General features: G+C 68.6%; 25 protein-coding genes. 21 read left to right on the plus strand and 4 right to left on the minus strand.

Going from position 1 to position 25777, the window contains the following annotated elements; genetic code table 11:
• Positions 1-163: 163 nt before the first annotated feature.
• The 4 genes from hslO to gatC all read right to left on the minus strand — a co-directional run bounded on the left by hslO (position 164) and on the right by gatC (position 4365).
• Positions 164-1048, minus strand: coding sequence for an Hsp33 family molecular chaperone HslO (hslO, locus tag MLG_RS00815; RefSeq protein WP_011627916.1), 885 nt, complete (start codon positions 1046-1048; stop codon positions 164-166).
• A gap of 26 nt (positions 1049-1074) precedes the next feature.
• On the minus strand, positions 1075-2511 hold the full coding sequence (gene gatB / locus MLG_RS00820) for an Asp-tRNA(Asn)/Glu-tRNA(Gln) amidotransferase subunit GatB (protein WP_011627917.1): 1437 nt from the start codon (positions 2509-2511) through the stop codon (positions 1075-1077).
• A 66-nt stretch (positions 2512-2577) separates the two neighbouring features.
• The gene (gatA, locus tag MLG_RS00825; RefSeq protein WP_011627918.1) at positions 2578-4032 is read right to left on the minus strand and encodes an Asp-tRNA(Asn)/Glu-tRNA(Gln) amidotransferase subunit GatA; all 1455 of its coding nucleotides are present in this window, start codon (positions 4030-4032) and stop codon (positions 2578-2580) included.
• Between the two features lie 45 nt (positions 4033-4077).
• The gene (gene gatC / locus MLG_RS00830) at positions 4078-4365 is read right to left on the minus strand and encodes an Asp-tRNA(Asn)/Glu-tRNA(Gln) amidotransferase subunit GatC (RefSeq protein WP_011627919.1); all 288 of its coding nucleotides are present in this window, start codon (positions 4363-4365) and stop codon (positions 4078-4080) included.
• 111 nt (positions 4366-4476) lie between these two features.
• On the opposite strand from gatC, the gene MLG_RS00835 reads away from it, so the two are divergent.
• The 21 genes from MLG_RS00835 (at position 4477) to urtB (ending at position 25774) form a co-directional block, all read left to right on the plus strand.
• The gene (locus MLG_RS00835) at positions 4477-5520 is read left to right on the plus strand and encodes a rod shape-determining protein (protein WP_011627920.1); all 1044 of its coding nucleotides are present in this window, start codon (positions 4477-4479) and stop codon (positions 5518-5520) included.
• A 123-nt stretch (positions 5521-5643) separates the two neighbouring features.
• Positions 5644-6597, plus strand: coding sequence for a rod shape-determining protein MreC (gene mreC / locus MLG_RS00840; RefSeq protein ID WP_156774614.1), 954 nt, complete (start codon positions 5644-5646; stop codon positions 6595-6597).
• Positions 6594-7082 (plus strand): rod shape-determining protein MreD, encoded by a 489-nt coding sequence (mreD, locus tag MLG_RS00845; RefSeq protein WP_011627922.1) that lies wholly within the window; start codon positions 6594-6596, stop codon positions 7080-7082. The genes mreC and mreD overlap by 4 nt, the downstream gene beginning before the upstream one ends.
• 8 nt (positions 7083-7090) lie before the next feature.
• Entirely contained in the window at positions 7091-8983 is a 1893-nt protein-coding gene (gene mrdA, locus MLG_RS00850) for a penicillin-binding protein 2 (protein WP_011627923.1), read from the plus strand.
• Positions 8970-10121, plus strand: a complete 1152-nt coding sequence (rodA, locus tag MLG_RS00855) for a rod shape-determining protein RodA (RefSeq protein ID WP_011627924.1) — start codon at positions 8970-8972, stop codon at positions 10119-10121. The genes mrdA and rodA overlap by 14 nt, the downstream gene beginning before the upstream one ends.
• A 24-nt stretch (positions 10122-10145) precedes the next feature.
• Complete coding sequence (gene mltB / locus MLG_RS00860) at positions 10146-11138, plus strand: lytic murein transglycosylase B (protein ID WP_011627925.1); 993 nt, start codon at positions 10146-10148, stop codon at positions 11136-11138.
• Entirely contained in the window at positions 11135-12109 is a 975-nt protein-coding gene (locus MLG_RS15515) for a septal ring lytic transglycosylase RlpA family protein (protein ID WP_011627926.1), read from the plus strand. The genes mltB and MLG_RS15515 overlap by 4 nt, the downstream gene beginning before the upstream one ends.
• Positions 12110-12180: 71 nt before the next feature.
• Positions 12181-13326: a D-alanyl-D-alanine carboxypeptidase family protein gene (locus MLG_RS00870; protein WP_011627927.1), complete on the plus strand. Its 1146-nt coding sequence runs from the start codon at positions 12181-12183 to the stop codon at positions 13324-13326.
• An 11-nt stretch (positions 13327-13337) separates the two neighbouring features.
• Positions 13338-14198 (plus strand): D-amino acid aminotransferase, encoded by an 861-nt coding sequence (locus MLG_RS00875; protein WP_011627928.1) that lies wholly within the window; start codon positions 13338-13340, stop codon positions 14196-14198.
• Between the two features lies 1 nt (position 14199).
• Positions 14200-14478, plus strand: coding sequence for a YbeD family protein (locus tag MLG_RS00880; RefSeq protein ID WP_011627929.1), 279 nt, complete (start codon positions 14200-14202; stop codon positions 14476-14478).
• Positions 14479-14921: 443 nt separating this feature from the next.
• Positions 14922-15569 carry a lipoyl(octanoyl) transferase LipB gene (gene lipB / locus MLG_RS00885; protein WP_011627930.1) on the plus strand — a complete coding sequence of 216 codons (648 nt, stop codon included), beginning with the start codon at positions 14922-14924 and terminating at the stop codon, positions 15567-15569.
• A 183-nt stretch (positions 15570-15752) separates the two neighbouring features.
• Complete coding sequence (locus MLG_RS00890) at positions 15753-16355, plus strand: HupE/UreJ family protein (protein WP_011627931.1); 603 nt, start codon at positions 15753-15755, stop codon at positions 16353-16355.
• A gap of 10 nt (positions 16356-16365) precedes the next feature.
• A complete protein-coding gene (locus MLG_RS00895) occupies positions 16366-17247 on the plus strand; it encodes an urease accessory protein UreD (RefSeq protein WP_011627932.1) in 882 nt (293 codons plus the stop codon).
• Positions 17248-17257: 10 nt separating this feature from the next.
• Positions 17258-17560, plus strand: coding sequence for an urease subunit gamma (ureA, locus tag MLG_RS00900; RefSeq protein WP_011627933.1), 303 nt, complete (start codon positions 17258-17260; stop codon positions 17558-17560).
• 11 nt (positions 17561-17571) lie between these two features.
• Positions 17572-17892, plus strand: coding sequence for an urease subunit beta (locus tag MLG_RS00905; RefSeq protein WP_011627934.1), 321 nt, complete (start codon positions 17572-17574; stop codon positions 17890-17892).
• Positions 17889-19595, plus strand: coding sequence for an urease subunit alpha (gene ureC / locus MLG_RS00910; RefSeq protein WP_011627935.1), 1707 nt, complete (start codon positions 17889-17891; stop codon positions 19593-19595). Before MLG_RS00905 ends, ureC begins: the two co-directional genes overlap by 4 nt.
• Before the next feature lie 690 nt (positions 19596-20285).
• Positions 20286-20777: an urease accessory protein UreE gene (gene ureE / locus MLG_RS00920; RefSeq protein WP_011627936.1), complete on the plus strand. Its 492-nt coding sequence runs from the start codon at positions 20286-20288 to the stop codon at positions 20775-20777.
• A complete protein-coding gene (locus MLG_RS00925; protein ID WP_011627937.1) occupies positions 20767-21453 on the plus strand; it encodes an urease accessory protein UreF in 687 nt (228 codons plus the stop codon). The genes ureE and MLG_RS00925 overlap by 11 nt, the downstream gene beginning before the upstream one ends.
• Positions 21454-21784: 331 nt before the next feature.
• The gene (gene ureG / locus MLG_RS00930; RefSeq protein ID WP_011627938.1) at positions 21785-22420 is read left to right on the plus strand and encodes an urease accessory protein UreG; all 636 of its coding nucleotides are present in this window, start codon (positions 21785-21787) and stop codon (positions 22418-22420) included.
• Positions 22421-22613: 193 nt separating this feature from the next.
• On the plus strand, positions 22614-23948 hold the full coding sequence (gene urtA / locus MLG_RS00935) for an urea ABC transporter substrate-binding protein (RefSeq protein WP_011627939.1): 1335 nt from the start codon (positions 22614-22616) through the stop codon (positions 23946-23948).
• A 122-nt stretch (positions 23949-24070) separates the two neighbouring features.
• Positions 24071-25774 (plus strand): urea ABC transporter permease subunit UrtB, encoded by a 1704-nt coding sequence (gene urtB, locus MLG_RS00940; RefSeq protein ID WP_011627940.1) that lies wholly within the window; start codon positions 24071-24073, stop codon positions 25772-25774.
• The last annotated feature ends 3 nt before the right edge of the window (positions 25775-25777 follow it).

Genomic DNA, 25777 nt, shown 5'->3' on the forward strand with positions numbered 1-25777 from the left:
TTCGGCCCTCGCGATGACGGGGGGAAAGCCTTCGGCCCTGGCAATGACAGGGGTGCCCCGTTCCTCGTTGATTCGGGCCCGCGCAGCGGGGCGGGGGGCTCGCGATGACGGGGCGGACGTTTCCGTCATCGCGGTGCCAAAGGGTGCGTTCTCCGGCGTTGGCCTAGTGCTGGGTGGGGGGTGTCTGTGGGCCGTGGCTGGGTTTGTCGCTGAAGAGTTGCTCGATGTCGACGGCATCGAAACGGTAGCCGGCGTTGCAGAACTGGCAGTGGGTCTCGATCGTGCCCTGTTCGCGGAGCAATTCCCGGATCTCCGCCTCGCCCATGGAGAGCAGAATGTGGCTGATGCGCTCGCGTGAGCAGTTGCAATGGAAACGGAAGGGGGTGGGGTCGAACAGCCGCAGGTCCTCTTCGTGGAAGAGTCGGCGGAGGATCTCGCCGGCATCCAGGTTGCGCAGTTCGTCCATGGTCAGGGTGTCGGCCAGCAGGCCGGCGCGATTCCAGGCATCGGGGTCCGGGTCCTCACCGGGCAGGCGCTGGAGCAGGAGGCCGGCGGTGGTTTGGCTGTCGCTGCTGAGCCAGATGCGGGTGTCCAACTGTTCAGAGTCGCGGAAGTAGCCTTCCACCGCCTCGGCCAGCCGGCCGCCGCCCAGGCCCACCAGGCCCTGGTAGCGCTCGCCCTCGTCCTTGGGCTCGATGGTGATGGCGAGATGGCCCTGGCCGAAAAACCGGTCCAGCGGGGCGCCGGGCTCCGGCAGGTTGGCGTCTTCATTCCAGCGGGCGGTGGCCCGCAGGCCGCCGTCGCTGCCCACCTGGACGAGCAGCAGCCCCACCGGGCCGTCGCCCTGGAACTGCAGGCTGAGCTGGCCTTTGAACTTCAGCGTGGTCACCAGCAGGGCGCCGGCGGCCATCGCCTCACCGGTGAGCCGCGCCAGCCCCTCGGGCATGGGGCGCCGGCGCAGCACCTCCCGGTAGCTCTCGCTGAGCTGGACCAGCTCGCCGCGGATGCTGGCGTGCTCGAAGATAAAGCGATGCAGGTGGTCGGTCATGGTCTGCTCAAGGGGCCTCCGCCCGCTCAGCTGTCGAGCTTTTCCTTCAGCAGCTCGTTGACCTGCCCCGGGTTGGCCTTACCGCGGGAGGCCTTCATGACCTGGCCGACGAAGAAGCCCAGCAGCTTGTCCTTACCGCCCTTGTACTGCTCCACCTGTTTGGGGTTGGCCGCCAGCACCTCGTCGATCATGGCCTCGATGGCACCGGTGTCGGTGACCTGCTTGAGGCCCTTCGCCTCAATGATCTGGTCCGGCTCGCCCTCGCCGTTCCACATGGCCTCGAACACCTCCTTGGCCACGCGCCCGGAGATGGTCTCGTCCTCGATGCGGGCGACCAGCCGGCCGAGCATCTCCGGGGTGACAGGGCTGTCGGCCAGCTCCAGGCCGGCCTTGTTGAGCGCGCCCAGGAAGTCGCCCTGCACCCAGTTGGCGCTGCGTTTGGCAAAGCCGCCGGACTCGGTCACCACGGATTCGTAGAACTCGGCCAGCTCACGGGTGGCGGTGAGCACGCCGGCGTCGTAGTCGGACAGGCCGTATTCCTCGACGAAGCGGGCCCGCTTCTCGTCCGGCAGCTCCGGCAGGGTCTCGCGGACCTCTTCGATGAACGTCGGGTCCAGCTCCACCGGCAGCAGGTCGGGGTCCGGGAAGTAGCGGTAGTCGTTGGCCTCTTCCTTGGTGCGCATGGAGCGGGTCTCGCCCTTGTCGGCGTCGTACAGGCGGGTCTCCTGCACCACCGTGCCGCCGGACTCGATCAGCGCGATCTGGCGCTCCACCTCGTAGTTGATGGCGCGCTCCACAAAGCGGAAGGAGTTGAGGTTCTTCAGTTCGGCGCGGGTGCCGAACTTCTCCTCGCCCTTGGGCCGGACGGAGACGTTGGCGTCGCAGCGAAAGGAGCCCTCCTGCATGTTGCCGTCGCAGATCTCCAGGTAGCGGACCAGCGCGTGCAGCTTCTTCATGTAGGCCGCGGCCTCGGCGGCGCTGCGCAGGTCCGGCTCGGAGACGATCTCCAGCAGCGGGGTGCCGGCGCGGTTGAGGTCCACTCCGGTCATGCCGTGGAAGTCCTCGTGCAGCGACTTGCCGGCGTCCTCCTCCAGGTGGGCGCGGGTGACGCCGATGCGCTTGCGCTCGCCGTCCTCCAGCTCGATCCACAGTTCGCCGCCCTCCACGATGGGCAGCTCGTACTGACTGATCTGGTAGCCCTTGGGCAGGTCGGGGTAGAAGTAGTTCTTGCGCGCGAACACCGAGCGCGGGGCGATCTTGGCGCCGATGGCCAGGCCGAACTTGGTGGCCATGCGCACCGCGCCCTTGTTCAGTACCGGCAGCACCCCGGGCATGCCCAGGTCCACCGCGCAGGCCTGGCGGTTGGGCTCGGCACCGTAGGCGGTGGCCGCACCGGAGAAGATTTTGCTTTTGGTGGCGAGCTGGGCGTGAATCTCAAGCCCGATTACCGTTTCCCATTCCATAATCGTGTTCCTGGTCGAAGCCCTGGGGACTGGCTGACTGCTGCCGGGTGCCGTTCGAGCCGACGCTTACTCGAAGCCCTGGGGGACCTGCCGGTGCCAGTCGGTCACCTGCTGGTACTTGTGGCCGACGTTGAGCAGCCGGGCCTCGTCGAAGTAATCACCGATGATCTGCAGCCCCACCGGGCGGCCCTGGGCAAAGCCGGCGGGGATGGACAGCCCGGGCACGCCGGCCAGGTTGACCGCCAGGGTGTAGACGTCGGAGAGGTACATCTGCACCGGGTCGTCGGTGCGCTCGCCGATGTTGAAGGCCACGGTGGGCGAGGTGGGGCCCATGATCACGTCCACCGCCTGCAGCGCGCGGGTGAAGTCGTCGCGGATCAGGCGCCGCACCTGCTGGGCCTTGAGGTAGTAGGCGTCGTAGTAGCCGGCGGACAGGGCGTAGGTGCCCACCAGGATGCGGCGCTTGACCTCCTCGCCGAAGCCCTCACCGCGGGAGCGCTTGTACAGGTCCTCCAGGTCGCTGGGGTCCTCGCAGCGGTAGCCGTAGCGCACCCCGTCATAGCGCGAGAGGTTGGAGGAGGCCTCGGCCGGGGCGATGACGTAATAGACCGGCACCGAGTGCCGCGTGTTGGGCAGCGAGATCTCGCGGATCTCGGCCCCCTCTTCGCGGTAGACCTCGATGGCGGCCTCCACCACCCGGCGCACCTCGGGGTCGAGGCCCTCGCCGAAGAACTCCTTGGGCACGCCGATCTTCAGCCCCTTCACCGAGCGGTTGAGGGTCTCGGTGTAATCGGGCACCACGTGGTCGACGCTGGTAGAGTCGCGGGTGTCGAAGCCGGCCATGCCGCCGAGCAGCAGCGCCAAGTCCTCGCAGGTGCGGGCCATGGGGCCGCCCTGATCGAGGCTGGAGGCGAAGGCGATCATGCCGTAGCGGGAGACCCGGCCGTAGGTGGGCTTGAGCCCGGAGAGGCCGCACAGTGCCGCCGGCTGGCGGATGGAACCGCCGGTGTCGGTGCCGGTGGCCGCCGGCGCCAGGCGCCCGGCCACCGCCGCGGCGGAGCCGCCGGAGGAGCCGCCGGGCACGGCGTCCAAATCCCAGGGGTTCTTCACCGGGCCGTAGTAGCTGGTCTCGTTGGAGGAGCCCATGGCGAACTCGTCCATGTTGGCCTTGCCCAGCATGACCATGCCGGCGTCGGCCAGCTTGCCCACCACGGTGGCGTCGTAGGGGGCGGTGAAGTTGTCCAGCATCCGCGAGCCGCAGCTGGTGCGCACCCCCTGGGTGCAGAAGATATCCTTGTGCACCAGCGGCACGCCGGTGAGCGGTCCGGCCTCGCCGGCGGCGATGCGCTGATCTGCCGCATCGGCGGCGGCCAGGGCCTGTTCCGGCGTGGGGGTGATGACGGCGTTGGTCACCGGGTTCAGCGCGTCGATGCGCGCCAGAAAGGCCTCGGTGACCTCGCGACTGGAGAACTCGCCCGCACGCAGGGCGGCGGCGATCTCGGCTACGGTCTTTTCATGCATGTCGGGTCGGGTCCCTTCAATGGGGGCACGGGGTGGCGGCGCGGGTTACTCGATGACACGCGGCACCAGGTAGAGACCGGCCTCGGTGGCCGGTGCGATGGCCTGGAAGCGCTCCCGCTGGTCCGGCTCGGTGACCTCGTCCTCGCGCAGGCGCTGCACCGCGTCCAGAGGGTGGGCCATGGGGGTGACGCCGGAGGTGTCGATGTCCTTCATCTGCTCGACGAAGTCGAGAATGTCGGACAGATTGCGGGCGTAGCCGGGGATGTCATCGGCCTCGATGGCCACCCGCGCCAGGTGGGCAATGTGCTTGACTTCCGATTCTTCCAGGGACATTGCGCATCCTCCAAGACGGTAAGCCGGAAAACTTACCACAACACCCCGCTTGCCCAAAGTGCCGCCCAATGTGTAGATTGGCGACTTTCCTTCCAGCCGGTTCTAAACTCAATGTTCAAGGGTATTCGAGGACTCTTCTCCAACGACGTCTCCATCGACTTGGGGACCGCCAACACGCTGATCTACCTCCGTGGCAAAGGCATCGTGCTCGCCGAGCCGTCGGTTGTGGCCATCCGCCAGGACCGTGACGGTGGCGCCAAACGCATCGTCGCCGTGGGCGGCGAGGCCAAGGCCATGCTGGGGCGTACCCCCGCCAACATCCGCGCCATCCGCCCCATGAAGGACGGCGTGATCGCCGACTTCACCGTGACTGAGAAGATGCTGCAGCACTTCATCAAGAAGGTCCACGAGGCGCGGATCTTCAAGCCCAGCCCGCGGGTGCTGGTCTGTGTGCCTTGCGGCGCCACCCAGGTGGAGCGCCGGGCGATCCGCGAATCCGCCGAGGGCGCGGGCGCACGGGAGGTCTTTCTGGTGGAGGAGCCCATGGCGGCGGCCATTGGCGCCAGCATGCCGGTGGACGAGGCCAGTGGCTCCATGGTGGTGGATATCGGTGGCGGCACCTCTGAAGTGGCGGTGTTGTCGCTGAACGGCATCGTCTACTCCGCCTCGGTGCGTATCGGCGGTGATCGCTTCGACGAGGCCATCATCAACTACGTGCGCCGCAACTACGGCATCCTGATCGGCGAGACCACCGCGGAGCGGATCAAGCATGAGATCGGTACCGCCTTCCCGGACGCCGAGGTGCGCGAGGTGGAGGTGCGGGGGCGCAACCTCGCCCAGGGGGTGCCGCGCAGCTTCACCCTGAACAGTAACGAGATCCTCGAATCCATGCAGGAGCCGCTCTCCGGTATTGTCTCCGCGCTCAAGACCGCGCTGGAGCAGACCCCGCCTGAGCTGGGGGCGGACGTGGCCGAGCGCGGCATCGTGCTTACCGGGGGCGGGGCGCTGCTGCGCAATATCGACCGGCTGCTGATGGAGGAGACCGGGCTGCCGGTGGTGGTGGCCGACGACCCGCTCACCTGCGTGGCCCGTGGCGGGGGGCGTGCGCTGGAGATGATGGACGAGAAGGGCACCGACCTGTTCATCAGCGAGTAGATCCGGGGCGGCCGGCATTAGGCCAGTGGGTCACCGGCCACGGATCTGGCAGTATCTGCCGGCACGGCCCTGGAGGGTCGGTGCCGGCACTGACATCCGGTAAGGGCCATCAAACCGTTATTCCTGCAAGGACCTTCCATCACCGTGCGACTGGTGCTGCTGGCGCTGGTCTCGGTGCTCTTGATGACCCTGGATCACCGCCAGCAACTGGCCGATCCGGTCCGCCAGGGCCTGGCCGCGGTGGTCTGGCCGGTGCAGCAGGCGGTGAGTTTGCCCATTGAGGCCAGCCAGCGCCTGGGCGAGCATCTGGCCAGTCGCCAGCAGTTGGTGGACGAGAACCGCGAGCTGCGCCGGCGCTACCTGCTCGACCAGGCACGGCTCCAGCGTCTGCAGGCATTGGAGATGGAGAACCAGCGGCTGCGTGACCTGCTCGGCTCCTCGGGGCAGCTCGGCGAGACGGTGCTCATCGCCGAGCTCACCCGGGTGGACCTGGATCCCTACTCCCACCTGATCCAGGTGGACAAGGGCAGTGTCCACCAGGTGACCGTGGGTCAGGCGGTCCTCGACGCCGAGGGGGTGATGGGGCAGGTGGACCGGGTGGGCACCCACGGGGCGATGGTGCGATTGATCACCGACCCCAGTCACGCCATTCCGGTGGAGGTCAACCGCAACGGCCTGCGCACCATCGCCCTGGGCACCGGCGACCTGAACCGCCTGGAATTGGGCAGCGTGCCCATCAATGCCGATATCCAGTCCGGCGACCTGCTGGTGACCTCCGGGCTGGGGGGTGTCTTCCCGCGCGGGTACCCGGTGGCCGAGGTGGAGCGGGTGGTGCTGGATCCGGGCGAGCCCTTCGCCCGGGTCAGCGCCCGCCCGCTGGCGGCCTTGGACCGCAGCCGGAAAATGGTACTGGTTCAGGGGGGCGCTCTCGGCCGGATGCCGGACCTGCCGGCGGTGGAGGCTCCGGCTGTGCCGTCGGCATCCGAACCGGCCCCAGCCCCAGGGGCGGTCCCGCCGGAGGAGGCCCCGGACGCCGCCTCCCCGCCGGCCGCTGTGCCGGGGGAGGAGGCGCAATGAACCCGGCCATTCCCCGCGGCCGCTGGGTCATCCTCGCCAGTCTGGTGCTGGCGGGGATGCTGGTGATCGTGCCCATGCCCGATTGGGCGGTGCCGGCGCGGCCGCAATGGGTGGCCCTGGTGTTATTGTACTGGGCCATGGCGTTGCCCAGCCGGGTGGGGGTGACGGTGGCCTGGCTGGCCGGCCTGTTTCAGGATGCCCTGGTCGGCAGCCTGCTGGGCCAGCACGCGCTGGCCTTCGCACTGATCGCCTGGATCATCCTCAAGCTGCACCGGCGGATGCGCCTGATGCCCGTCTGGCAACAGGCGCTGACCATCCTGCTGCTGCTCTATGCAGTGCAGTTGGTGCTGTTCTGGGTCAATGGTTTTGTCGGCCGGCCGGTGCCCCCCTGGCAGGCCTGGCTGGCACCGGTGATTGGCGCGGCGCTGTGGCCCTGGGTCTTTTTCCTGCTGCGTACCGCGCGCCGCCATTTCGGCGTACAGTAGTGAGCGGAATGCACCACTCCAAGGCCATCAAGGACGGTTCCACCGAGGCCCGTCAGTTCTTCCGCCGCGTCGTGGTGGCGGCGGTGGCCGTCTGTCTGTTCACCGGGGTACTGGTCAACCAGATGGTCAAGTTGCAGGTGCGCGATCACGAGCACTACAGCACCCTCTCCCAGCAGAATCGCGTGCGCCTGCAACCGGTGCCGCCCACCCGGGGGCTGATCTACGACCGTAATGGCGTGCTCCTGGCCGAGAACCGCCCCTCCTATCGGCTGACGGTCACCCCGGAACAGGTGCGTGACATGCCGGCGCTGCTGGCGGCGCTGGGCGAGGTGGTGAGCCTGGATGAAGCGGAGATCAGCCGCTTCCAGCAGCAGCTCCAGCGCGCCCGGCGCTTCCACGAGGTGCCCCTGAAGCTGCGCCTGACCGAGGAGGAGGTGGCGCGGCTGTCGGTGCACCGTCACCGTTTCCCCGGGGTGGAGGTGCGGGCGCAACTCACCCGCCACTATCCCCATGGCGAACACATGGCCCATGTGCTGGGGTATGTGGGCCGGATCAGCGAGCAGGAACTCCGCCGCATCGACACCGCCAACTACGCCGGCAGCACCCACATTGGCAAGAGCGGTGTGGAGCGGGCCTACGAGAACCTGCTGCACGGGCGGGTGGGTTACGAGCAGGTGGAGACCAACGCCCTGGGGCGGGTGCTGCGGGTGCTGGAGCGCCACCCGCCGGAACCCGGCGTGGACCTCTACCTGACCCTCGATAGTCGCCTGCAACGGGTGGCGGAGGCGGCGCTGGGTGACCAGCGGGGCTCGGTGGTGGCCATGGACGTCCACACCGGGGACATCCTGGCCATGGTCAGCCATCCGGGCTACGACCCTAACCTCTTCGTGGGCGGCATCAGTCACCAGCAGTTCCAGGCGCTGCAGAGTGCGGGCAGCCAGCCGCTGTTCAACCGCGCCATCCGCGGCCAGTACCCGCCGGGCTCCACCATCAAGCCCTTCGTGGCGCTGGCCGGCCTGCATCACGGCGAGACCAACGAGACCCGCCGGGTGCAGTGCTCCGGCCAGTTCTCCATCCCCGGAGACGACCGGGTCTACCGTGGTCGCTGGCACTCCAACGACGGCCTGCTGGCGCTGCGTGAGTCCATCGCGGAGTCCTGCAATATCTATTTCTACGATCTCGCCTACCGGATGGGCATCGACGACATGTCCGGTTTCCTCGCCGGGTTCGGCTTCGGTCAGCTCAGCGGCCTGGATCTCAACGGCGAACGGCGCGGAGTGCTGCCCTCGCGCGACTGGAAACGCGGCGCGCTGGGCGAGGGGTGGTACCACGGCGAGACCCTGCATACCGGCATTGGCCAGGGCTACTTCTCGGTCACCCCGCTGCAACTGGCGGTGGCCACGGCGGTCATGGCCAATCGGGGCCAGGCGGTGCAGCCGCGCCTGTTGGCGCGCACCGGTGACGATGCCGAACCGCTCGAGGCCCCGCCGGCGGTGCCCGATCCGGAGGAGCGGGTCGTGGTGAGCGACGCCAGGCATTGGGATGCGGTGATCGAGGGCATGGAGATGACGGTGCATGGCCGCTTTGGCACCGCCCGGCGCATCGATGACGGGCTCGACTACCGGATCGCCGGTAAGACCGGCACCGCCCAGGTTTCGGCCCGGATGCGCGATGTGGACCACGAGGACCGCCCCTACCACCATCGCGACCACGGCCTGTTTGTGGCCTTCGCGCCGGCGGAGGCGCCCAGGATCGCGGTCTCGGTGGTGGTGGAGCACGGCGGCGGCGGGGGCCGGAGCGCGGCACCGGTGGCCCGGCAGGTGCTGGATGCCTACCTGAAGGGGCCGGTGGAAGCGGAGGTCGAGGTAGCGGCGGAGGTGAGCGAGCATGGCGGCGATTGATCTGACCCGCAACCCGCTGGGCACGCGCAGCCGCCTGGGCACCAGTGGCCTGTCCCCGCTGCAGCGCTATCTGCACCTGGACGGCACCTTGCTGACGGCGCTGTTGCTGGTGGCGCTGTTCGGCCTGGCGGTGCTCTACAGCTCCTTTGGCGAGAACCCCGCCCAGGTGCAGAAGCAGCTCATCCGCCTCGGTATCGCCTTCTCCGTCATGCTGGCGATGGCGCAGATCCCGCCCAGTACCCTGCGGCGCTGGACGCCGTGGCTGTTCGCCGCCGGGGTGGTCATGCTGCTGGCGGTGATGGTGCTCGGCGTCATGGGCAAGGGCGCACAGCGTTGGCTGGACCTGGGGATCGTGCGTTTCCAGCCTTCGGAACTGATGAAACTGGCCATCCCCATGATGGTGGCCTGGTGGCTGGCGGAGCGTCCGCTGCCGCCGAACTGGCGTAGCATCGTCATCTGCGGCACGTTCATCCTCGTGCCCACGGCGCTGATCGCGCTGCAGCCGGACCTGGGCACCGCCGTGGTCACCGCGGCCTCCGGGTTCTTCGTGCTCTATCTCGCCGGGCTGCGCTGGCGCTGGATATTCGCCCTGCTGGCCCTGCTCGCCGCCGCTGCCCCGCTGCTCTGGTTCTTCGTCATGCAGGACTACCAGCAACAGCGGGTGCTCACCTTCCTCAACCCGGAACGCGACCCGCTGGGTGCCGGCTACCACATCATGCAGTCGAAGATCGCCATCGGCTCCGGCGGGTTGTTCGGCAAGGGCTGGCTCAACGGCACCCAGGCCCACCTGGACTTCCTGCCCGAGCGGCACACAGACTTCGTCATGGCCGTGGTCAGCGAGGAGTTTGGTCTGGTGGGTGTGGTGCAGCTGCTGGCGGTCTATCTTTTCATCGTCGGCCGCGGTCTGTGGATCGCGGTCAACGCCCAGGACACCTGGAGCCGACTGGTGGGGGGCAGCCTGGCCCTTACTTTCTTCGTCTACGTGTTCGTCAACGCGGGCATGGTTTCCGGGCTGCTGCCGGTGGTGGGGCTGCCGTTGCCGCTGGTGAGTTTCGGGGGCACGTCACTGGTGACGGTGATGGCCGCTTTCGGTATTCTCATGTCCATACACACCCATCGAAGAATATGGTCATCCTGAATAACTTAGCGGGTATTCTGTGTAATGGACCTTAAGAAATCGTGGCTGGCCGCCGGCTTTGTCCTGCTGGCGGGGCTGGCGGCTCCGGTGCAGGCCGGGTTTTCGGACGATGGCCTGGCCGCCTTCGCCGAGGAGGTCAGTCAGCGTCACGGTCTGGACCGGGCGCAGGTGCAGGCGTTGGTGGACGGCGCCGTCTTCCAGCAGGAGATCATCGATGCCATCTCCAGTCCGGCCGAGGCACGTCCCTGGCGCGATTACCGGCCGATCTTCCTGACCGAGTCCCGCATCGAGCAGGGCGTGGAGTTCTGGGACCGGCACGCTGACCAGGTGGCGCGGGCGTCGGAGGCGTTCGGGGTCGCCCCCGAGGTGCTGGTGGCCATCATTGGGGTGGAGACCCGCTACGGCCGCCATGCCGGCCGCCACCGGGTGCTGGACGCCCTGACCACCCTGGCCTTCGGTTATCCCCCGCGCGCCGATTTCTTCCGTCGGGAACTGGAGCAGTTCCTGTTGCTGGTGGACGAGGAGGGGCTGGACCCGACGGCGCTCAAGGGCTCCTACGCCGGTGCCATGGGCCTGCCGCAGTTCATCGCCAGCAGCTACCGCCACTACGCGGTGGACTTCGACGGCAGCGGCCAGCGGGACCTGTTCGGTAACAAGGCCGACATCCTCGGCAGTGTGGCCAACTACTTCGACGCGCACGGCTGGCGCGCCGGGGAGCCGGTGGCGGTGCGTGCCACGGTGGCCGGCGAGGCCGGGTCCGAGCTGGCCAGTGCCACCCGCGGGCCCACCCGGACCCGGCACACCATGGCCGAGCTGGCCGCCGCGGGCGTCACACCCGAGCGCGACGTGGCGGATGACACCCCGGTGGCGCTGCTGGCGCTGGAGGGCGAGGACGGCCCGGAATACTGGGTGACCTTCCACAACTTCTACGTCATCACCCGCTATAACCACAGCGCCCTATACGGCCTGGCGGTGTTCCAACTGGCCGAGGCCATCCGGGAGGCGCGCGACGCATGAGACGGCTGATCCCTTTCGCCCTGCTCCTGGCCCTCTTTCTGACTGGCTGCTCCACGGTGAGTGGCCCTTCCGGCGAAGAGGGTGGGCCCTTCGCCGGCCGCAGCCCCGACGGTGGGCCGAGCAACCCGCCGGACCTCAGTCAGGTGCCGGACGCGGTGCCCCGGGACGAGCCCCGGGCCCGCTACGGTAACCCGGCCCGCTACGAGGTGTTCGGGCAAACCTATTACGTCAAGGACAGCGCCGAGGGCTACGACCAGGAGGGGATCGCCTCCTGGTACGGCACCAAGTTCCACGGTCGCCGGACGTCCAGTGGCGAGCCCTACGACATGTACGCCATGACCGCGGCCCACCGCTCACTGCCCCTGCCCACCTACGCCGAGGTGACCAACCTGGATAACGGCAAGCGGGTGGTAGTGCGCATCAACGACCGCGGCCCCTTCGTGGACAACCGCATCATCGACCTGTCCTACGCGGCGGCCACCCGGCTGGACATGGTGGATGCCGGCACCGCCCCTGTCCGGGTGCGGACCGTTACCGCGGCGGATTCCCTGCGTACCGCCCGCCCCGGGGACCGTGCGCCCGCCGGCGACGCGCAGGCAGCGTCCACCGTCCCCGATGATGACGGGGCGGACGCCGCGGGCCTCCCGGCGGTGGCGCTGCCGGAGGGCGAGCGGCTGGTGGTCACGTCGGGCGAGGACGCGCCCGAGGCCGCCGCCAATCCCTCCCGGGACAATGGGGCCGAGGCGAGTGGCCGTTACTTCCTGCAGCTCGGCGCCTTCGGCCAGGAGGCGAACGCCCGCCGGCTGCGTGATGAGCTCGACGGCAAACTGAGCGCACCGGTGGCGGTGCATAGCGCCAACGGCGTGCACCGGGTGAAGGTCGGGCCGCTGGCCGACATGGGCGCGGTGGACCAGGCCCATGGCGAACTGGAACGCCAGGGCCTGCGGGACTTCCACCTGGTTGAGCGTTAGCCCACCGCCGGCCCGAACCCCCCGTGTACAATGCCCAACCCTGTCCAGACGATTGTGAGCGAGTTGCACCCATGCGTCAGCTGATCCTTGCCTGCCTGCTGTTATTGCTGGTCCTGGTTTCCGGCGCCGCTGCCGGTCAGATCCCCATTCCCACACCGGCGGCGCCCTCCGTGGGGGCGGCGGCCCACGTGCTCATGGATGCTCGCAGCGGCCAGGTCCTGGCGGAGAACAACGCCGACGAGGCGCGTGACCCGGCTAGCCTGGTCAAGATGATGACCGCCTACGTGGTCTTTAGCGAGCTCCGTGAGGGCAACATCGATCTGGACGAACTGGTGACGGTGAGCGAACGTGCCTGGCGGACCCCCGGTTCGCGGATGTTCATCGAGCCCGGCGATAACGTCCGCGTGGGGGATCTGATCCGGGGCGTCATCATTCAATCCGGCAACGATGCCTGTGTGGCGCTGGCCGAGCATATCGCCGGCGATGAGCAGACCTTCGCCCAGGTGATGAACAGCTATGCCGAGCAGCTGGGCATGGAGAACACCTACTTTGCCAATGCCACCGGCCTGCCCGACGAGGCGATGAAGACCACGGCCCGCGACACCGCCCTCCTGGCCCGCGCCATCGTCCGTGACTTCCCCGAGTACTACGGCTGGTACTCCGAGCGCAGCTTCACCTGGAACGATATCCGTCAGTCCAACCGCAATCGTCTGCTCTGGCGCGACTCCAGCGTCGACGGGCTGAAGACCGGCCACACCAGCGCCGCCGGCTACAACCTGGCCGCCTCCGCCGAGCGCGAGGGCACGCGCCTGATCTCCGTGGTGCTGGGTACCGCCAGCGAGCAGGCGCGGGCGGATCAGACCCAGTCGCTGCTCAACTACGGCTTCCGTTTCTTCGAGACCCACCGGCTCTATGACGAGGGCGAGGAGCTGACCCGCACCCGGGTCTGGAAGGGCGATATGGAGGACCTCGGGGTGGGCATTGCCGATGAACTCTATGTGACCATCCCCCGCCGGCAGTACGAGAACCTGGAGGCTCGCCTGCGCCTGGACGAGCCGCTGATCGCCCCGATCGAGGCCGGACAGCCGGTCGGCCGCCTGATCATCCGGCTGCAGGGGGAGGTGATGCACGAGGAGCCCCTGCTGGCGCGGGAGACCGTGGCCGAGGGCAGCCTCTGGCGCCGGTTGGTGGACGATGTCCTGCTGCGATTCCAGTGACCGGAGCGGCCATGCGTGACATCTGCTATCTGAACGGCGAGTTCCTGCCCCTGGAGCGCGCCTGTATCTCGCCCATGGACCGGGGCTTCCTGTTCGGCGATGGCGCCTACGAGGTGGTCCCAGTCTACGGTGGCCGCCCCTTCCGGCTGCCGGCACACCTGCGCCGGTTGGACCAGACCCTGGCCGGTATCCGCCTGCCCAATCCCCATACCCATGAGCACTGGACCCGCCTGATCCACGAGCTGCTGGCGGCCGGCCGGTGGCGGGATGCGGGGGTCTACCTGCAGATCACCCGCGGGGTGCCCGAGCAGCGCGACCACGCCTTCCCGGAAGGGACCCGGCCCACTGTCTTCATGACGGCCTCGCCCCTGCCGACCCCGATGCCGCCGGACAGCGAGCAGGGCAAGTCCGCCGTCCGGCTCCAGGACAACCGCTGGGGGCGCTGCGATCTAAAGACCGTCGCCCTGCTGCCCAACGTGCTGCTGCGCCAGCAGGCGGTGGAGGCGGGCGCGGACGAGGCGCTGCTGCTGCGCGACGGCCAGCTCACCGAGGGGGCGGCCAGCAATGCCTTCGTGGTGTGCGAAAATAGAGTGAAGACGCCGCTGCAGGGGCCGGGCCTGCTGCCCGGGGTCACCCGCGACTTTGTCGTGGAGCTATTACGCGACCACGGCGTGGCCTGCGAGTGCACCACCATCAGCGCCGAGGAGCTGGCACGGGCCGATGAGATCTGGCTGACCAGCTCCACCAAGGAGCTGCTCCCGGTCACCCGGTTGGACGGCGAGCCGGTGGGCGACGGTCGCCCCGGACCGATGTGGCGGCGGACCCGAGCCTGGTTCGACGAGCACAAGGCGGCCTGGGCCGCCGGAGGCTGAGATGGTTCAGCAGTTCGACGAGGACAACACCCCCCTTGAGTTCCCCTGCCGCTTCCCGATCAAGGCCATGGGTCGTGCGGAGGCGGACATCGAGGCCCTGGTCCGGGCGGTGCTCACCGAGCACCTGGACCGCCCGGAGCAGGTGGAGTTGCGCGTCAGCGAGAGCCGCAACGGCCGTTTCGTCTCGGTCACCGCCACCATCACCGCCCACAGCCGGCCGCAACTGGATGCCATCTACCGCGCCTTGCATGCGGAAGAGGCCATCCTGATGACCCTCTAGGGAACCATGAACGAAAGCTTCGTTGTCATTGCGAACGCGCTTCCCACCGGCACTGCCAACGCGGCCCCGCCTCACCGTCACCGCTGGGGCGGGCCCGTCACCACCGCCACCGACGCCGCCACTCCCACGGCGACTGGCGGCGCTACTCCCACCGTGACTGGCGCCACCCCCAGCGCGACTGCGAGGAGCGAACCCGTCCCCACCGTTACGGCGAGCGGCGGCGTCACCCCCCACCGTCACGGCGAGGACCGGACCCGCCCCCACCCCCACTGTCACTGCGAGGAGGCGAAGCCGACGTGGCAGTCTACCGCTCTGGATCGCCGCGGGCCTTCGGCCCTCGCGATGACGGGTGGGGGATGTCTTCGGCCGTCGCGATGAGGGGCCGCCTTTGCCATGACGGTTTATTTTGCGCCTCGTTAAAGGTAGCTGTATAAGGAGTGCCTATGCCCCCGTCCCCGTTGACCGATATCCAGGTCCGCTACCTGGGCCGGCGCGACTACCGCGAGACCTGGTCCGCGATGCGCCGTTACACCGACGAGCGCGGCCCGGACACGCCGGACCAGCTCTGGGTGGTCTCCCACCCGCCGGTCTACACCCTGGGGCAGGCGGGACGGCGCGAACATATCCTCGACCCCGGTGAGATCCCGGTGGTGGAGACCGACCGGGGCGGCCAGGTCACCTACCACGGCCCGGGCCAGATCGTGCTCTACCCCCTGCTGGACCTGCGCCGCTGGGGCCTGGGCGTGCGCAGCCTGGTCAGCGCCCTGGAGCACACCGTGATCAGCCTGCTGGCGGGCTACGGGATTGCCTCCGAGGCGCGCGACGACGCCCCCGGCGTCTACGTGGAGGGTCGCAAGGTGGCGTCTGTGGGCCTGCGCGTGCGCCGCGGCTGCAGCTACCACGGCCTGGCCGTAAACGTGGATGTCGACCTGGAACCCTTCCTTCGCATCAATCCCTGTGGCTACCCCGGGCTCGAGGTCACCCGCCTGCTGGACCTGGGCGTGCCCACGCCCTACGAGCGCCTGGAGGCCGATCTGGCGCTGCACTGTCTGGAGGCGATCGTCGAGTACGGGAACGGCGGCGCGGCCTAACCAGGCGACCTTTATGCACCGGTTTGGTGCCCTTTCCCGCCAACGCCCCCGTCTAGTGCGCACCACGGCGCCTTTGTCCTGCGCAACGCCCTGAAACAGCGGGTGCTCTTCCCTGGCATGCAACTTGGATAGACGGAGTGGGTATAACGCCCTTCCGTGGACCACTGACATGCCGAGGTGACCATGAGCCGTACTTCCCTGCCCATCCTGCTGTTCGCGCTGGCGGCCCTGCTGGCCGCGCCGCTGGCGCTGGCGCATCCGCATCCCCATCCTCATGTACACGGGGGCTTCGGCCAGGGACTCCTGCACCCGCTGTTGGGGCTGGATCACCTGCTGGCAATGCTGGGCCTGGGGCTCTGGGCCGGCCAGCAAGGCGACCGGCGCAGCGCCCTGCTGTTGCCGGGCGCTTTCCTGCTCGCCATGCTCGTGGGCTTCGGGGTGGGGCTGGCCTCCGCACCGATGGTGGCGGTGGAGTTCGGCATTCTCGGTTCCCTGCTGGTGGTAGGCGGGCTGGTGGCCTGGGGCGGTCGCTTGCCCCTGGCCACCGGTATGGCCCTGGCCGCAGCCTTTGCCCTGTTTCACGGCCATGCCCACGGCGCCGAGATGGCCGCTGGCCTCTCCGGCCTGAGCTTCGGCGCGGGCTTCCTGCTGGCCAGTGCCGTCCTGCTCGCGGCGGGCGTGGGCCTGGAGCGCCTGGCCCGCCGGCAATTGCCGGCCCTGCCGCTGGCGCGGGGCGCCGGCGTGGGTATCGTGCTGGCCGGTCTCGTCCTCGTCGCACTGTTCTGAGCGCGGCGAGATGGCTGTCGCCCAACAAGCCTGGTCACCGGGGGCCGACCCGGCCCCCTCAGCAGCACCCGTGAGCCCGGGGTGGCGGGGGGCATTGCGGCTGGACTTCGCCCGGCGGGGTGAACGCACCGCCCTGGTGCGACGACGCCACCAAGGGCCGCTGGTGGTCCAGCGCACCTTCCACCCGGAGGGCGCGCCCTGCCACGCCTACCTGCTTCACCCCCCTGGGGGGTTGGTGGGTGGCGATGAACTGGACCTCTCCGTGGAGGTGGGCGAGGGCGCCCACGCCCTGATGACCACCCCCGGGGCGGCCAAGTTCTACCGCTCCTCGGGCGACTGGTCCATCCAGCGGCAGGTTTTCCGGTTGGCCCCGGGCGCCACATTCGAGTGGCTGCCCATGGAGACCATCCTCCACGGGGGCAGCCGTAGCCGGCTGATCAACCGCTTCGAGTTGGCCGAAGGCGCCCGCCTGATCGCCTGGGAGATGGTGGCCCTGGGCCGTCCGGGGAGTGGTGACCACTTCCCCAGGGGCGTGCTGGATCAGCGGCTGGCGGTGAATTGCGAGCAAATGCCCCTGCTGCGGGAGCGCCTCTCCCTGAATGCCGACGACCCCCTCCGCACCGCCCCCTGGGGGCTGCAGGGCCAGGCGGTGTTCGCCACCCTGCTGGCGTCGCCCGCCCCGGACGGCCTGGAGCACGACCTGCGGGACGCCCTGCAGGTGCCACCCGGCGTCCGGATGGGGGCGACCCGGTGCCCGGAGGGGCTATTGGCAGTGCGCGTGCTGGGGCCCGGCGTGGAACCGGTGCGCAAGACCCTGGAACAGGCCTGGCGCACTATCCGCGAGCCCGTGGTCGGGCTTCCCCCTTGTCCCCCCCGAATCTGGAGTACATGAGGCCGAACCCATGGATCTGACCCCGAGAGAGAAAGACAAGCTGCTGCTCTTCACCGCCGGGCTGCTGGCGGAGCGGCGTAAGGCCAAGGGCTTGAAGCTCAACCACCCGGAGGCGGTGGCGCTCATCTCCTGCGCCATCATGGAGGGCGCCCGGGAGGGGCGTTCCGTGGCCGAGATGATGGATGCCGGTGGCCAGGTGCTGACCCGGGAGGACGTGATGGAAGGGGTCGCGGAGATGATCCCCGAAGTGCAGGTGGAGGCCACCTTCCCGGACGGGGTCAAGCTGGTCACCGTACACGAGCCCATCCGCTAGGGAGGCGCACCATGATACCCGGAGAAATCCTTCCCGAGGACGGCGAGATCACCCTCAACGCGGGGCGCGACACCCTCACCGTGGAGGTGACCAACACCGGCGACCGCCCCGCCCAGGTGGGCTCCCACTACCACTTCTACGAGGTCAACGACCACCTCCACTTCGACCGCGAGCCTACCCGGGGCTTCCGGCTGGATATCGCCGCCGGCACGGCGGTGCGCTTCGAGCCCGGCCAGAGCCGCACGGTGCAGTTGGTGCGCTACGCGGGCAGTGGCGATATCTACGGCTTTCAGGGCCGGGTGATGGGGCCGGCAACAGGAGAGAGCGCATGACTACCCGTATTTCCCGCCGCGCCTACGCCGACATGTTCGGCCCGACCACCGGCGACCGCGTGCGCCTGGGGGACACCGAGCTGTTCATCGAGGTGGAGCGCGACCACACCATCTACGGCGACGAGGTGAAGTTCGGTGGCGGCAAGGTGGTGCGCGACGGCATGGGGCAGAGCCAGCGCACCAACGCCGAGGCTGTGGACCTGGTCATCACCAACGCCCTCATCCTCGACCACTGGGGGATCGTGAAGGCGGACGTGGGCATCAGGGCCGGGCGCATCCACGCCATCGGCAAGGCCGGCAACCCGGACACCCAGGACGGCGTGGACATCATCATCGGCCCCGGCACCGAGGCCATCGCCGGCGAGGGCAAGATCCTCACCGCCGGCCATATCGACGCCCACATCCACTTCGTCTGCCCGCAATTGATTGAAGAGGCGTTGATGTCGGGCATCACCACCATGATCGGCGGCGGCACCGGCCCGGCCACCGGTACCAACGCCACCACCTGCACCCCCGGGCCCTGGAACATCCACCGCATGCTGGAGGCCGCCGAGGGCTTCCCCATGAACCTGGGTTTTCTCGGCAAGGGCAACGCCAGCCTGCCCGACGCCCTGAACGAGCAGGTGGAGGCCGGCGCCCTGGGGCTGAAGCTGCACGAGGACTGGGGCACCACCCCGGCGGCCATCGACAACTGCCTGAACGTCGCGGAGGCCCACGACGTGCAGGTCTGCATCCACACCGACACCCTCAACGAGTCGGGCTTCGTGGAGAACACCCTGGCGGCCTTCAAGGGGCGCACCATCCACACCTACCACACCGAGGGCGCCGGTGGCGGCCACGCACCGGATATCATCAAGGCGGTGGGCGAGGCCAACGTGCTGCCCTCCTCCACCAACCCCACCCGGCCCTACACCGTGAACACCATCGATGAGCACCTGGACATGCTCATGGTGTGCCACCACCTGGACCCGGCCATTCCCGAGGACGTGGCCTTCGCCGAGTCGCGCATCCGCCGCGAGACCATCGCCGCCGAGGACATCCTGCATGACCTCGGCGGGTTCTCGGTAATCGCCTCCGACTCCCAGGCCATGGGCCGGGTGGGGGAGGTGGTGATCCGCACCTGGCAGACGGCCCACAAGATGAAGGTGCAGCGGGGGCCGCTGGCGCCGGACGGCGAGCGCAACGACAACTTCCGCGCCCGGCGCTACATCGCCAAGACCACCATCAACCCGGCCATCGCGCACGGCGTGGCCCACGAGGTGGGCAGCATCGAGCCGGGCAAGCTGGCGGACCTGGTGCTCTGGGACCCGGCCTTTTTCGGGGTGAAGCCGAGCCTGATCCTGAAGGGCGGCTTTATCGCGGCCGCCCCCATGGGCGACCCCAACGCCTCCATCCCCACGCCCCAGCCCCGCCACTACCGGTACATGTTCGGCGCCTTCGGCAAGGCCATGCCCAACAGCTCGGTGACCTTTGTCTCCCGGGCGGCGCTGGAGGCCGGCGTGGGCGACAGGCTGGGGCTGCAGCGGCGGCTGGTGGCGGTGAGGGACTGCCGCAGTGTGACCAAGGCGGACATGGTATTGAATGACTGGCAACCGAAGATGGAGGTGGACCCGGAGACCTACGAGGTGCGCGCCGACGGCGAACTGCTGGTGTGCGAACCGGCGGATGTGCTGCCGATGGCGCAGCGCTATTTCCTGTTCTGACGCGCCCCCGCCCCCACCGTCACTACGAGGAGCGGGCTCGCCCCACCGTCACTACGAGGAGCGGGCTCGCCCCACCGTCACTGCGAGGAGGCGAAGCCGACGTGGCAGTCTACCGCCCTGGATCGCCACGGGCCTCCGGCCCTCGCGATGACGGGGATGGCGCCCCACCGTCACTGCGAGGAGGCGAAGCCGACGTGGCAGTCCACCGCCCTGGATCGCCACGGGCCTCCGGCCCTCGCGATGACGGGGATGGCGCCCCACCGTCACTGCGAGGAGGCGAAGCCGACGTGGCAGTCCACCGCCTTGGATCGCCACGGGCCTTCGGCCCTCGCGATGACGGGGATGGCGCCCCACCGTCACTGCGAGGAGGCGAAGCCGACGCGGCAGTCTACCGCCTTGGATCGCCACGGGCCTTCGGCCCTCGCGATGACGGGGATGGCGCCCCCACCGTCACTGCGAGGAGGCGAAGCCGACGTGGCAGTCCACCGCCTTGGATCGCCACGGGCCTTCGGCCCTCGCGATGACGGGATGGCGCCCCACCGTCACTGCGAGGAGGCGAAGCCGACGCGGCAGTCTACCGCTCTGGATCGCCTTGGGCCTTCGGCCTTCGCGATGACGGGGGAAAGCCTTTGACCCCCGCGATGACGGGGGTACGCCGTTGTACGTTTATCGGAGGAGCAACCGATCACCATGCTGACCTTGACCGAGCGATTACCCCAGGCCGCCCCTGCCGACGCCACCCTGACCCTGCCCTTCGAGGTCCGCCAGAAGAGCCGTTTCCGGGCAACCCTGGACGATGGCCGGGAGGTGGGGGTCATGCTGAGCCGGGGCGAGATTCTGCGGGATGGCCAATGCCTGCAGGCCGGGGACGGCACCGTGGTGCGGGTACATGCCGCTGCGGAGGCAGTGAGCACCGTGCGTGGCGACGACGGCCTGGCCCTGGCCCGGGCCTGCTACCACCTGGGGAACCGCCACGTCCCCCTGCAGATCGGCGCCGGATTCGCCCGCTACCTGCACGATCACGTGCTGGACGACATGCTCCGGGGCCTGGGGCTGGAGGTCGTGAGCGAGCAGGCCCCCTTCGAACCGGAACCGGGGGCCTATGGCGGCGGCCACGGCCATACTCATAGCCACGACCATAGCCACCAGCACGACCCGGCGGGCCACGCCCATGAGCACTGAGACCAACCCCGGCCTGGCCCAACGGCGGCTCTGGCAGCTGATCAGTCCCACCCTGCCCATCGGTGCCTACAGCTACTCCGCCGGGCTCGAATACGCCGTGGAGGCGGGCTGGCTGCGCAATGCCGATGCCGTGGCCGACTGGCTGCAGGGCCAACTCCACCACGCCCTGGCACCGGTGGACATTCCCGCCCTGGCCCGCCTGCACGCGGCCTGGCAAAGCGACGACGCCGTGGCCGTCCATTACTGGAGTCAGTGGCTGCGCGCCTGCCGGGAAACCAAGGAACTGCGCGAGGAGGATCGCCACGTGGGCCAGGCCCTCGCGCGGTTGCTGCGCGACCTGGACCTGCCCGAGGCCGCCCCCTGGGTGGACGACCCCATCGCCGGCTGGCCCACCCTGTACGCCCTGGCCGTCGCCCGCTGGGCCATCCCCCTGGAGACCGCCGCCGAGGCCTACCTCTGGGCCTGGTGCGAGAACCAGGTGTCCGCCGCCATCAAGCTGGTGCCCCTGGGCCAGACCGCCGGCCAGCGACTGCTGCTGGAAATGGCCGAACCCGTGGGCGAGGCCGCCCGCCAGGGGCTTGCCCTCGAAGACGAGGAAATGGGCGGTGGCCTGCCCGGCGTGGCCCTGGCCAGCAGCCTGCACGAAACCCAGTACTCCCGGCTCTTCAGGAGCTGAGAGACGCAAGAGTGGGATTGACCACAGCCCCTCTTTTCCAGGAAACGGGGCCAAGTTCCATCCAGGGGGCGCGGTTGCTTCAGCCTATTAAACGGAGGTCGGGCTCACCTGGAAACCTCTTGGGGCGGCCGGGCCTGGCCGTAAGCCCGGTGCCCGAAAGGATGAGAGGGCGTGGCGGGGGTTCCCTTGGGAATCGTAGGCGGCAGGGATGCCGCCTACGAGCCTACAGGGATGTATTCACGGCGTATTCCCAAGGGAACCCCCGCCACGCCCGACCCCAACCCCTTCGAAGCCACAACAGACAAAACCATCAGAGCAAGAGGAACACCCCATGAAAGACAAACCCGCCCTCAGAGTCGGCATCGGTGGCCCGGTGGGCTCCGGCAAGACCGCCCTGGTCGAGGCCCTGTGCAAGGCCCTGCGCGACCACTACGAGATCGCCGTGGTCACCAACGACATCTACACCCGCGAAGACGCCGAATTCCTGACCCGAAATGGTGCACTCCCCGCCGACCGCATCATCGGCGTCGAGACCGGCGGCTGCCCCCACACCGCCATCCGCGAGGACGCCTCCATGAACCTCGCCGCCGTGGGCGACCTCAACCAGCGCTTCCCCGAGCTGGAAGTCGTCTTCATCGAGAGCGGCGGCGACAACCTCTCCGCCACCTTCAGCCCCGAACTCTCCGACCTTACTCTCTACGTCATCGACGTCTGCGCCGGGGACAAGATCCCCCGCAAGGGCGGTCCCGGCATCACCCGCTCCGACCTGCTGGTCATCAACAAAATCGACCTGGCCGCAGGCGTCGGCGCCTCCCTCGAGGTCATGGACCGGGACAGCCGCCGCATGCGCGGCGATCGGCCCTTCATCTTCACCAACCTCCACGCCGGTGAGGGGCTGGAATCCGTGATCGATTTCATCATCCGGGAGGGCATGCTCGACCGGAAGCCGGGTCTTGCACCAGCGTGAGGGCCCTTCGATGCCCGGTCGCACCAGGTTGGGGCGCCGACGAGGCGTAAAACAACCCCATAACCAGCAGGAGGCCTATAAACACAAACAATACAACTACTTAAAAAGTTGGCACGCGGGTTGCTGATACTTGCCCGACTGCAATCCCGATGGTGCAACCGCCCTCGGGGACCGTGAGTATCAGGAGGGAAGCATGAGCAAAACGCAAACGCGTACCAACCCCGTCGCCGGCCTGCGCCGCACCGCCATCGCGGCGGGCGTCATGGCTGCCGTCGGTCTGGGGGGGCCGGCGGTGGCCGACGAGGGGCCGATCAAAGTGGGCATCCTCCACTCCCTGTCCGGCACCATGGCCATCAGCGAGACCTCGCTGCGGGACGTGGCGTTGATGACCATCCAGCAGATCAACGAGCAGGGCGGCCTGCTGGGCCGGGAGCTGGAGCCGGTGGTCATGGACCCCGCCTCCGACTGGCCCCGCTACGCCGAGCAGGGCCGCGAGCTGCTGGAGCGCCACGAGGTGGACGTCATCTTCGGCTCCTGGACCTCCGTCTCCCGCGAGGCGGTGCTGCCGGTGCTGGAAGAGCTGAACGGCCTGATGTTCTATCCGGTGCAGTACGAGGGCGAGGAGTCCTCCCGCAACATCTTCTACACCGGCGCGGCCCCGAACCAGCAGACCATCCCCGCCGTGGAATACCTGATGAGCCCAGAGGGCGGCGGCGCCGAGCGCTTCTACCTGGTGGGCACCGACTACGTCTTCCCGCGCACCACCAACCGCATCGTGCGCGCCTTCCTCAATCACCACGGGGTCAGCGACGACGATATCGAAGAGGTTTACTTCCCCTTCGAGCACAGCGACTTCCAGTCCCTGGTCGGTGATATCCGTAGCTTCGCCGACGGCGGCCCCACCGCGGTGATCAACACCGTCAACGGCGACTCCAACGTGGCCTTCTACCAGGAGCTGGCCAACCAGGGCATCGACGCCATCGACATCCCGGTGATGGCCACCTCCGTCGGCGAGGAAGAACTGCGCGGCATGGACACCGGCCCTCTGGTGGGCCACCTGGCCGCCTGGAACTACTTCATGTCCATCGATACCCCGGAGAACGAGACGTTCGTTTCCACCTGGATGGACTACGTGGAGGCCGAGGGCCTGAGCGGTGGCAGTGACCGGGTCACCAACGACCCCATGGAGGCCACCCACATCGGCATCCGCATGTGGGCCCAGGCGGTGCTGCAGGCCGGTACCACCGACGTGGACGCGGTGCGCCAGGCGGTCTACGGCCAGTGCGTGGACGCCCCCTCCGGTTTCGAGATCTGCATGGACGAGGAGAACCACCACCTGCACAAGCCGGTGATCATCGGCGAGATCCAGCCCGACGGCCAGTTCGCCCCGGTCTGGGAGACCGACGGTCCGGTGCGCGCGGAGCCCTGGAGCGAGTACCTGGAGGACAGCCGGGACAAGGTCGCCAACTGGCGTTATCCCTGGGTCTGCGGTGACTGCACCGAGCCCACCTACGAGCTGGACTTCTGATCCGCCCATGGCGGGGCCTCCGGGCCCCGCCCCCGCCAAGAACAATACGGGCGCCCGGGTTCGTCCCCGGGCACCCCATTCAGTCCCCGGGCCGTCTGGCCCTCACCTGGACGGGAGCGACCATGAAAGCCTTCATGCGATGGGCGCTGGCAGTCGTGTTGTGTGCCGCCGCCGCGAGCGCGTTGGCGGACCAGGAGCTGACTGCCGAGGAGCGCGCCGCACAACTGGCGGAGACCGAGGCGGACACCGTGGAGGTGGCCGGCGACGGTCTGGCCGAGGAGACCGCGGAGGCCGTGGCCCGGATGGCCAGCAGCAACTGGCAGGACGTGCGCGACGCCATCAACCGCCTGGCGGAGCTGAACGACGCCGATGCCCTCCCGGTGCTCCAGGCGCTGCAGGACCGGCGCCTGTTTTACGACCAGGACGAGCGCGTGCTGGTGGAGGATGCCCTTACCGGGCAGCTCCGTGATCCGGTGACCGGCGAGGACGTGGAGCGCGAGGGGCTTGATCTGAGCGAACCCCCGCTGACCAACCCCATCCGCCGCAGCCTGCGCCCGGTGATCGGGCAACTGCAGATCTTCTCCGATGAACTGCCCCTGCGCCTGTCGGCCGCCGAAGAACTGGCCGACCGACCGCAAGCCGCCATGCTGGATACCCTGCGGGAGGCCGTGGAGCAGGAGCAGAACGCCGAGGTGTCCCGCCTGCTCAACATCGCCATCGCCCGGCTGGAACTGGACGACGACGATGCCGAGGTTCGCCTGGCCGCCGTCGAGACCATCGCCGTGGTGCGCTCCAGCCGCCTGAAATCCCAGCTCCAGCGACTGCTGGCGGAAGGGCCGGACGGCGAGTACATCGAACCGGACGAGCGGGTCCGGGAGGCCGCCCGGGTGGCCATCGAGGCCATCGAGGCCCGGGAGCGGGTGGCCAGCGTGCTCAGCGACCTGGTCTACGGCCTGTCCATGGGCAGCGTGCTGCTGCTGGCGGCCCTGGGGCTGGCCATCATCTTCGGCCTCATGCGGGTCATCAACATGGCCCACGGCGAGCTGCTGATGATTGGCGCCTACGTCACCTTCCTGGTGCAGAACTTTTTCGTCGCGTTCATGCCCGGGCTGTTCAACTTCTACCTGGTGGCGGCGGTGCCGGTGGCCTTCATCGCCACCGCCCTGGTGGGTATCGCCATGGAACGGGGCGTCATCCGCTTTCTCTACAAGCGGCCGCTGGAGACCCTGCTGGCCACCTGGGGCATCAGCCTGATCCTCATCCAGACCATGCGCACCCTCTTCGGGGCGCAGAACGTGCGGGTCGCCAGTCCCGAGTGGTTCTCCGGCAGCGTGCAGTTGATGCAGGGGGTCTCCCTGTCCACCAGCCGCGTGGGGGTGATCCTGTTCGCCATCTTCGTGGTGGCACTGGTCTGGTTCCTGATGCAGCGCACCCGGCTGGGCCTGGAGGTCCGGGCGGTGATGCAGAACCGGGAGATGGCCGCCGCCCTGGGCGTCTCCGCCAACCGGGTGGATATGTGGACCTTCGCCGCCGGCGCCGGCGTGGCCGGCCTGGGGGGCGTGGCCCTGTCGCAGATCGTCAACGTGGGGCCGCAGCTCGGCCAGGCCTACATCGTGGACAGCTTCATGGTGGTGGTGCTGGGGGGCGTGGGCAACGTGATGGGCTCGGTGGTCAGCGCCCTGGGCATGGGGGTCTTCTCCAAGTTCCTGGAGCCGGTGACCGGGGCCGTCATGGCCAAGATCCTGCTGTTCACCGCGATCATCCTGTTCATTCAGTGGCGTCCCCAGGGCATCTTCGCCCTCAAGGGCCGTTCCGCCGACGACTGAGGG

It is taken from the genome of Alkalilimnicola ehrlichii MLHE-1, assembly GCF_000014785.1.
GTDB classification, from domain to species: domain Bacteria; phylum Pseudomonadota; class Gammaproteobacteria; order Nitrococcales; family Halorhodospiraceae; genus Alkalilimnicola; species Alkalilimnicola ehrlichii.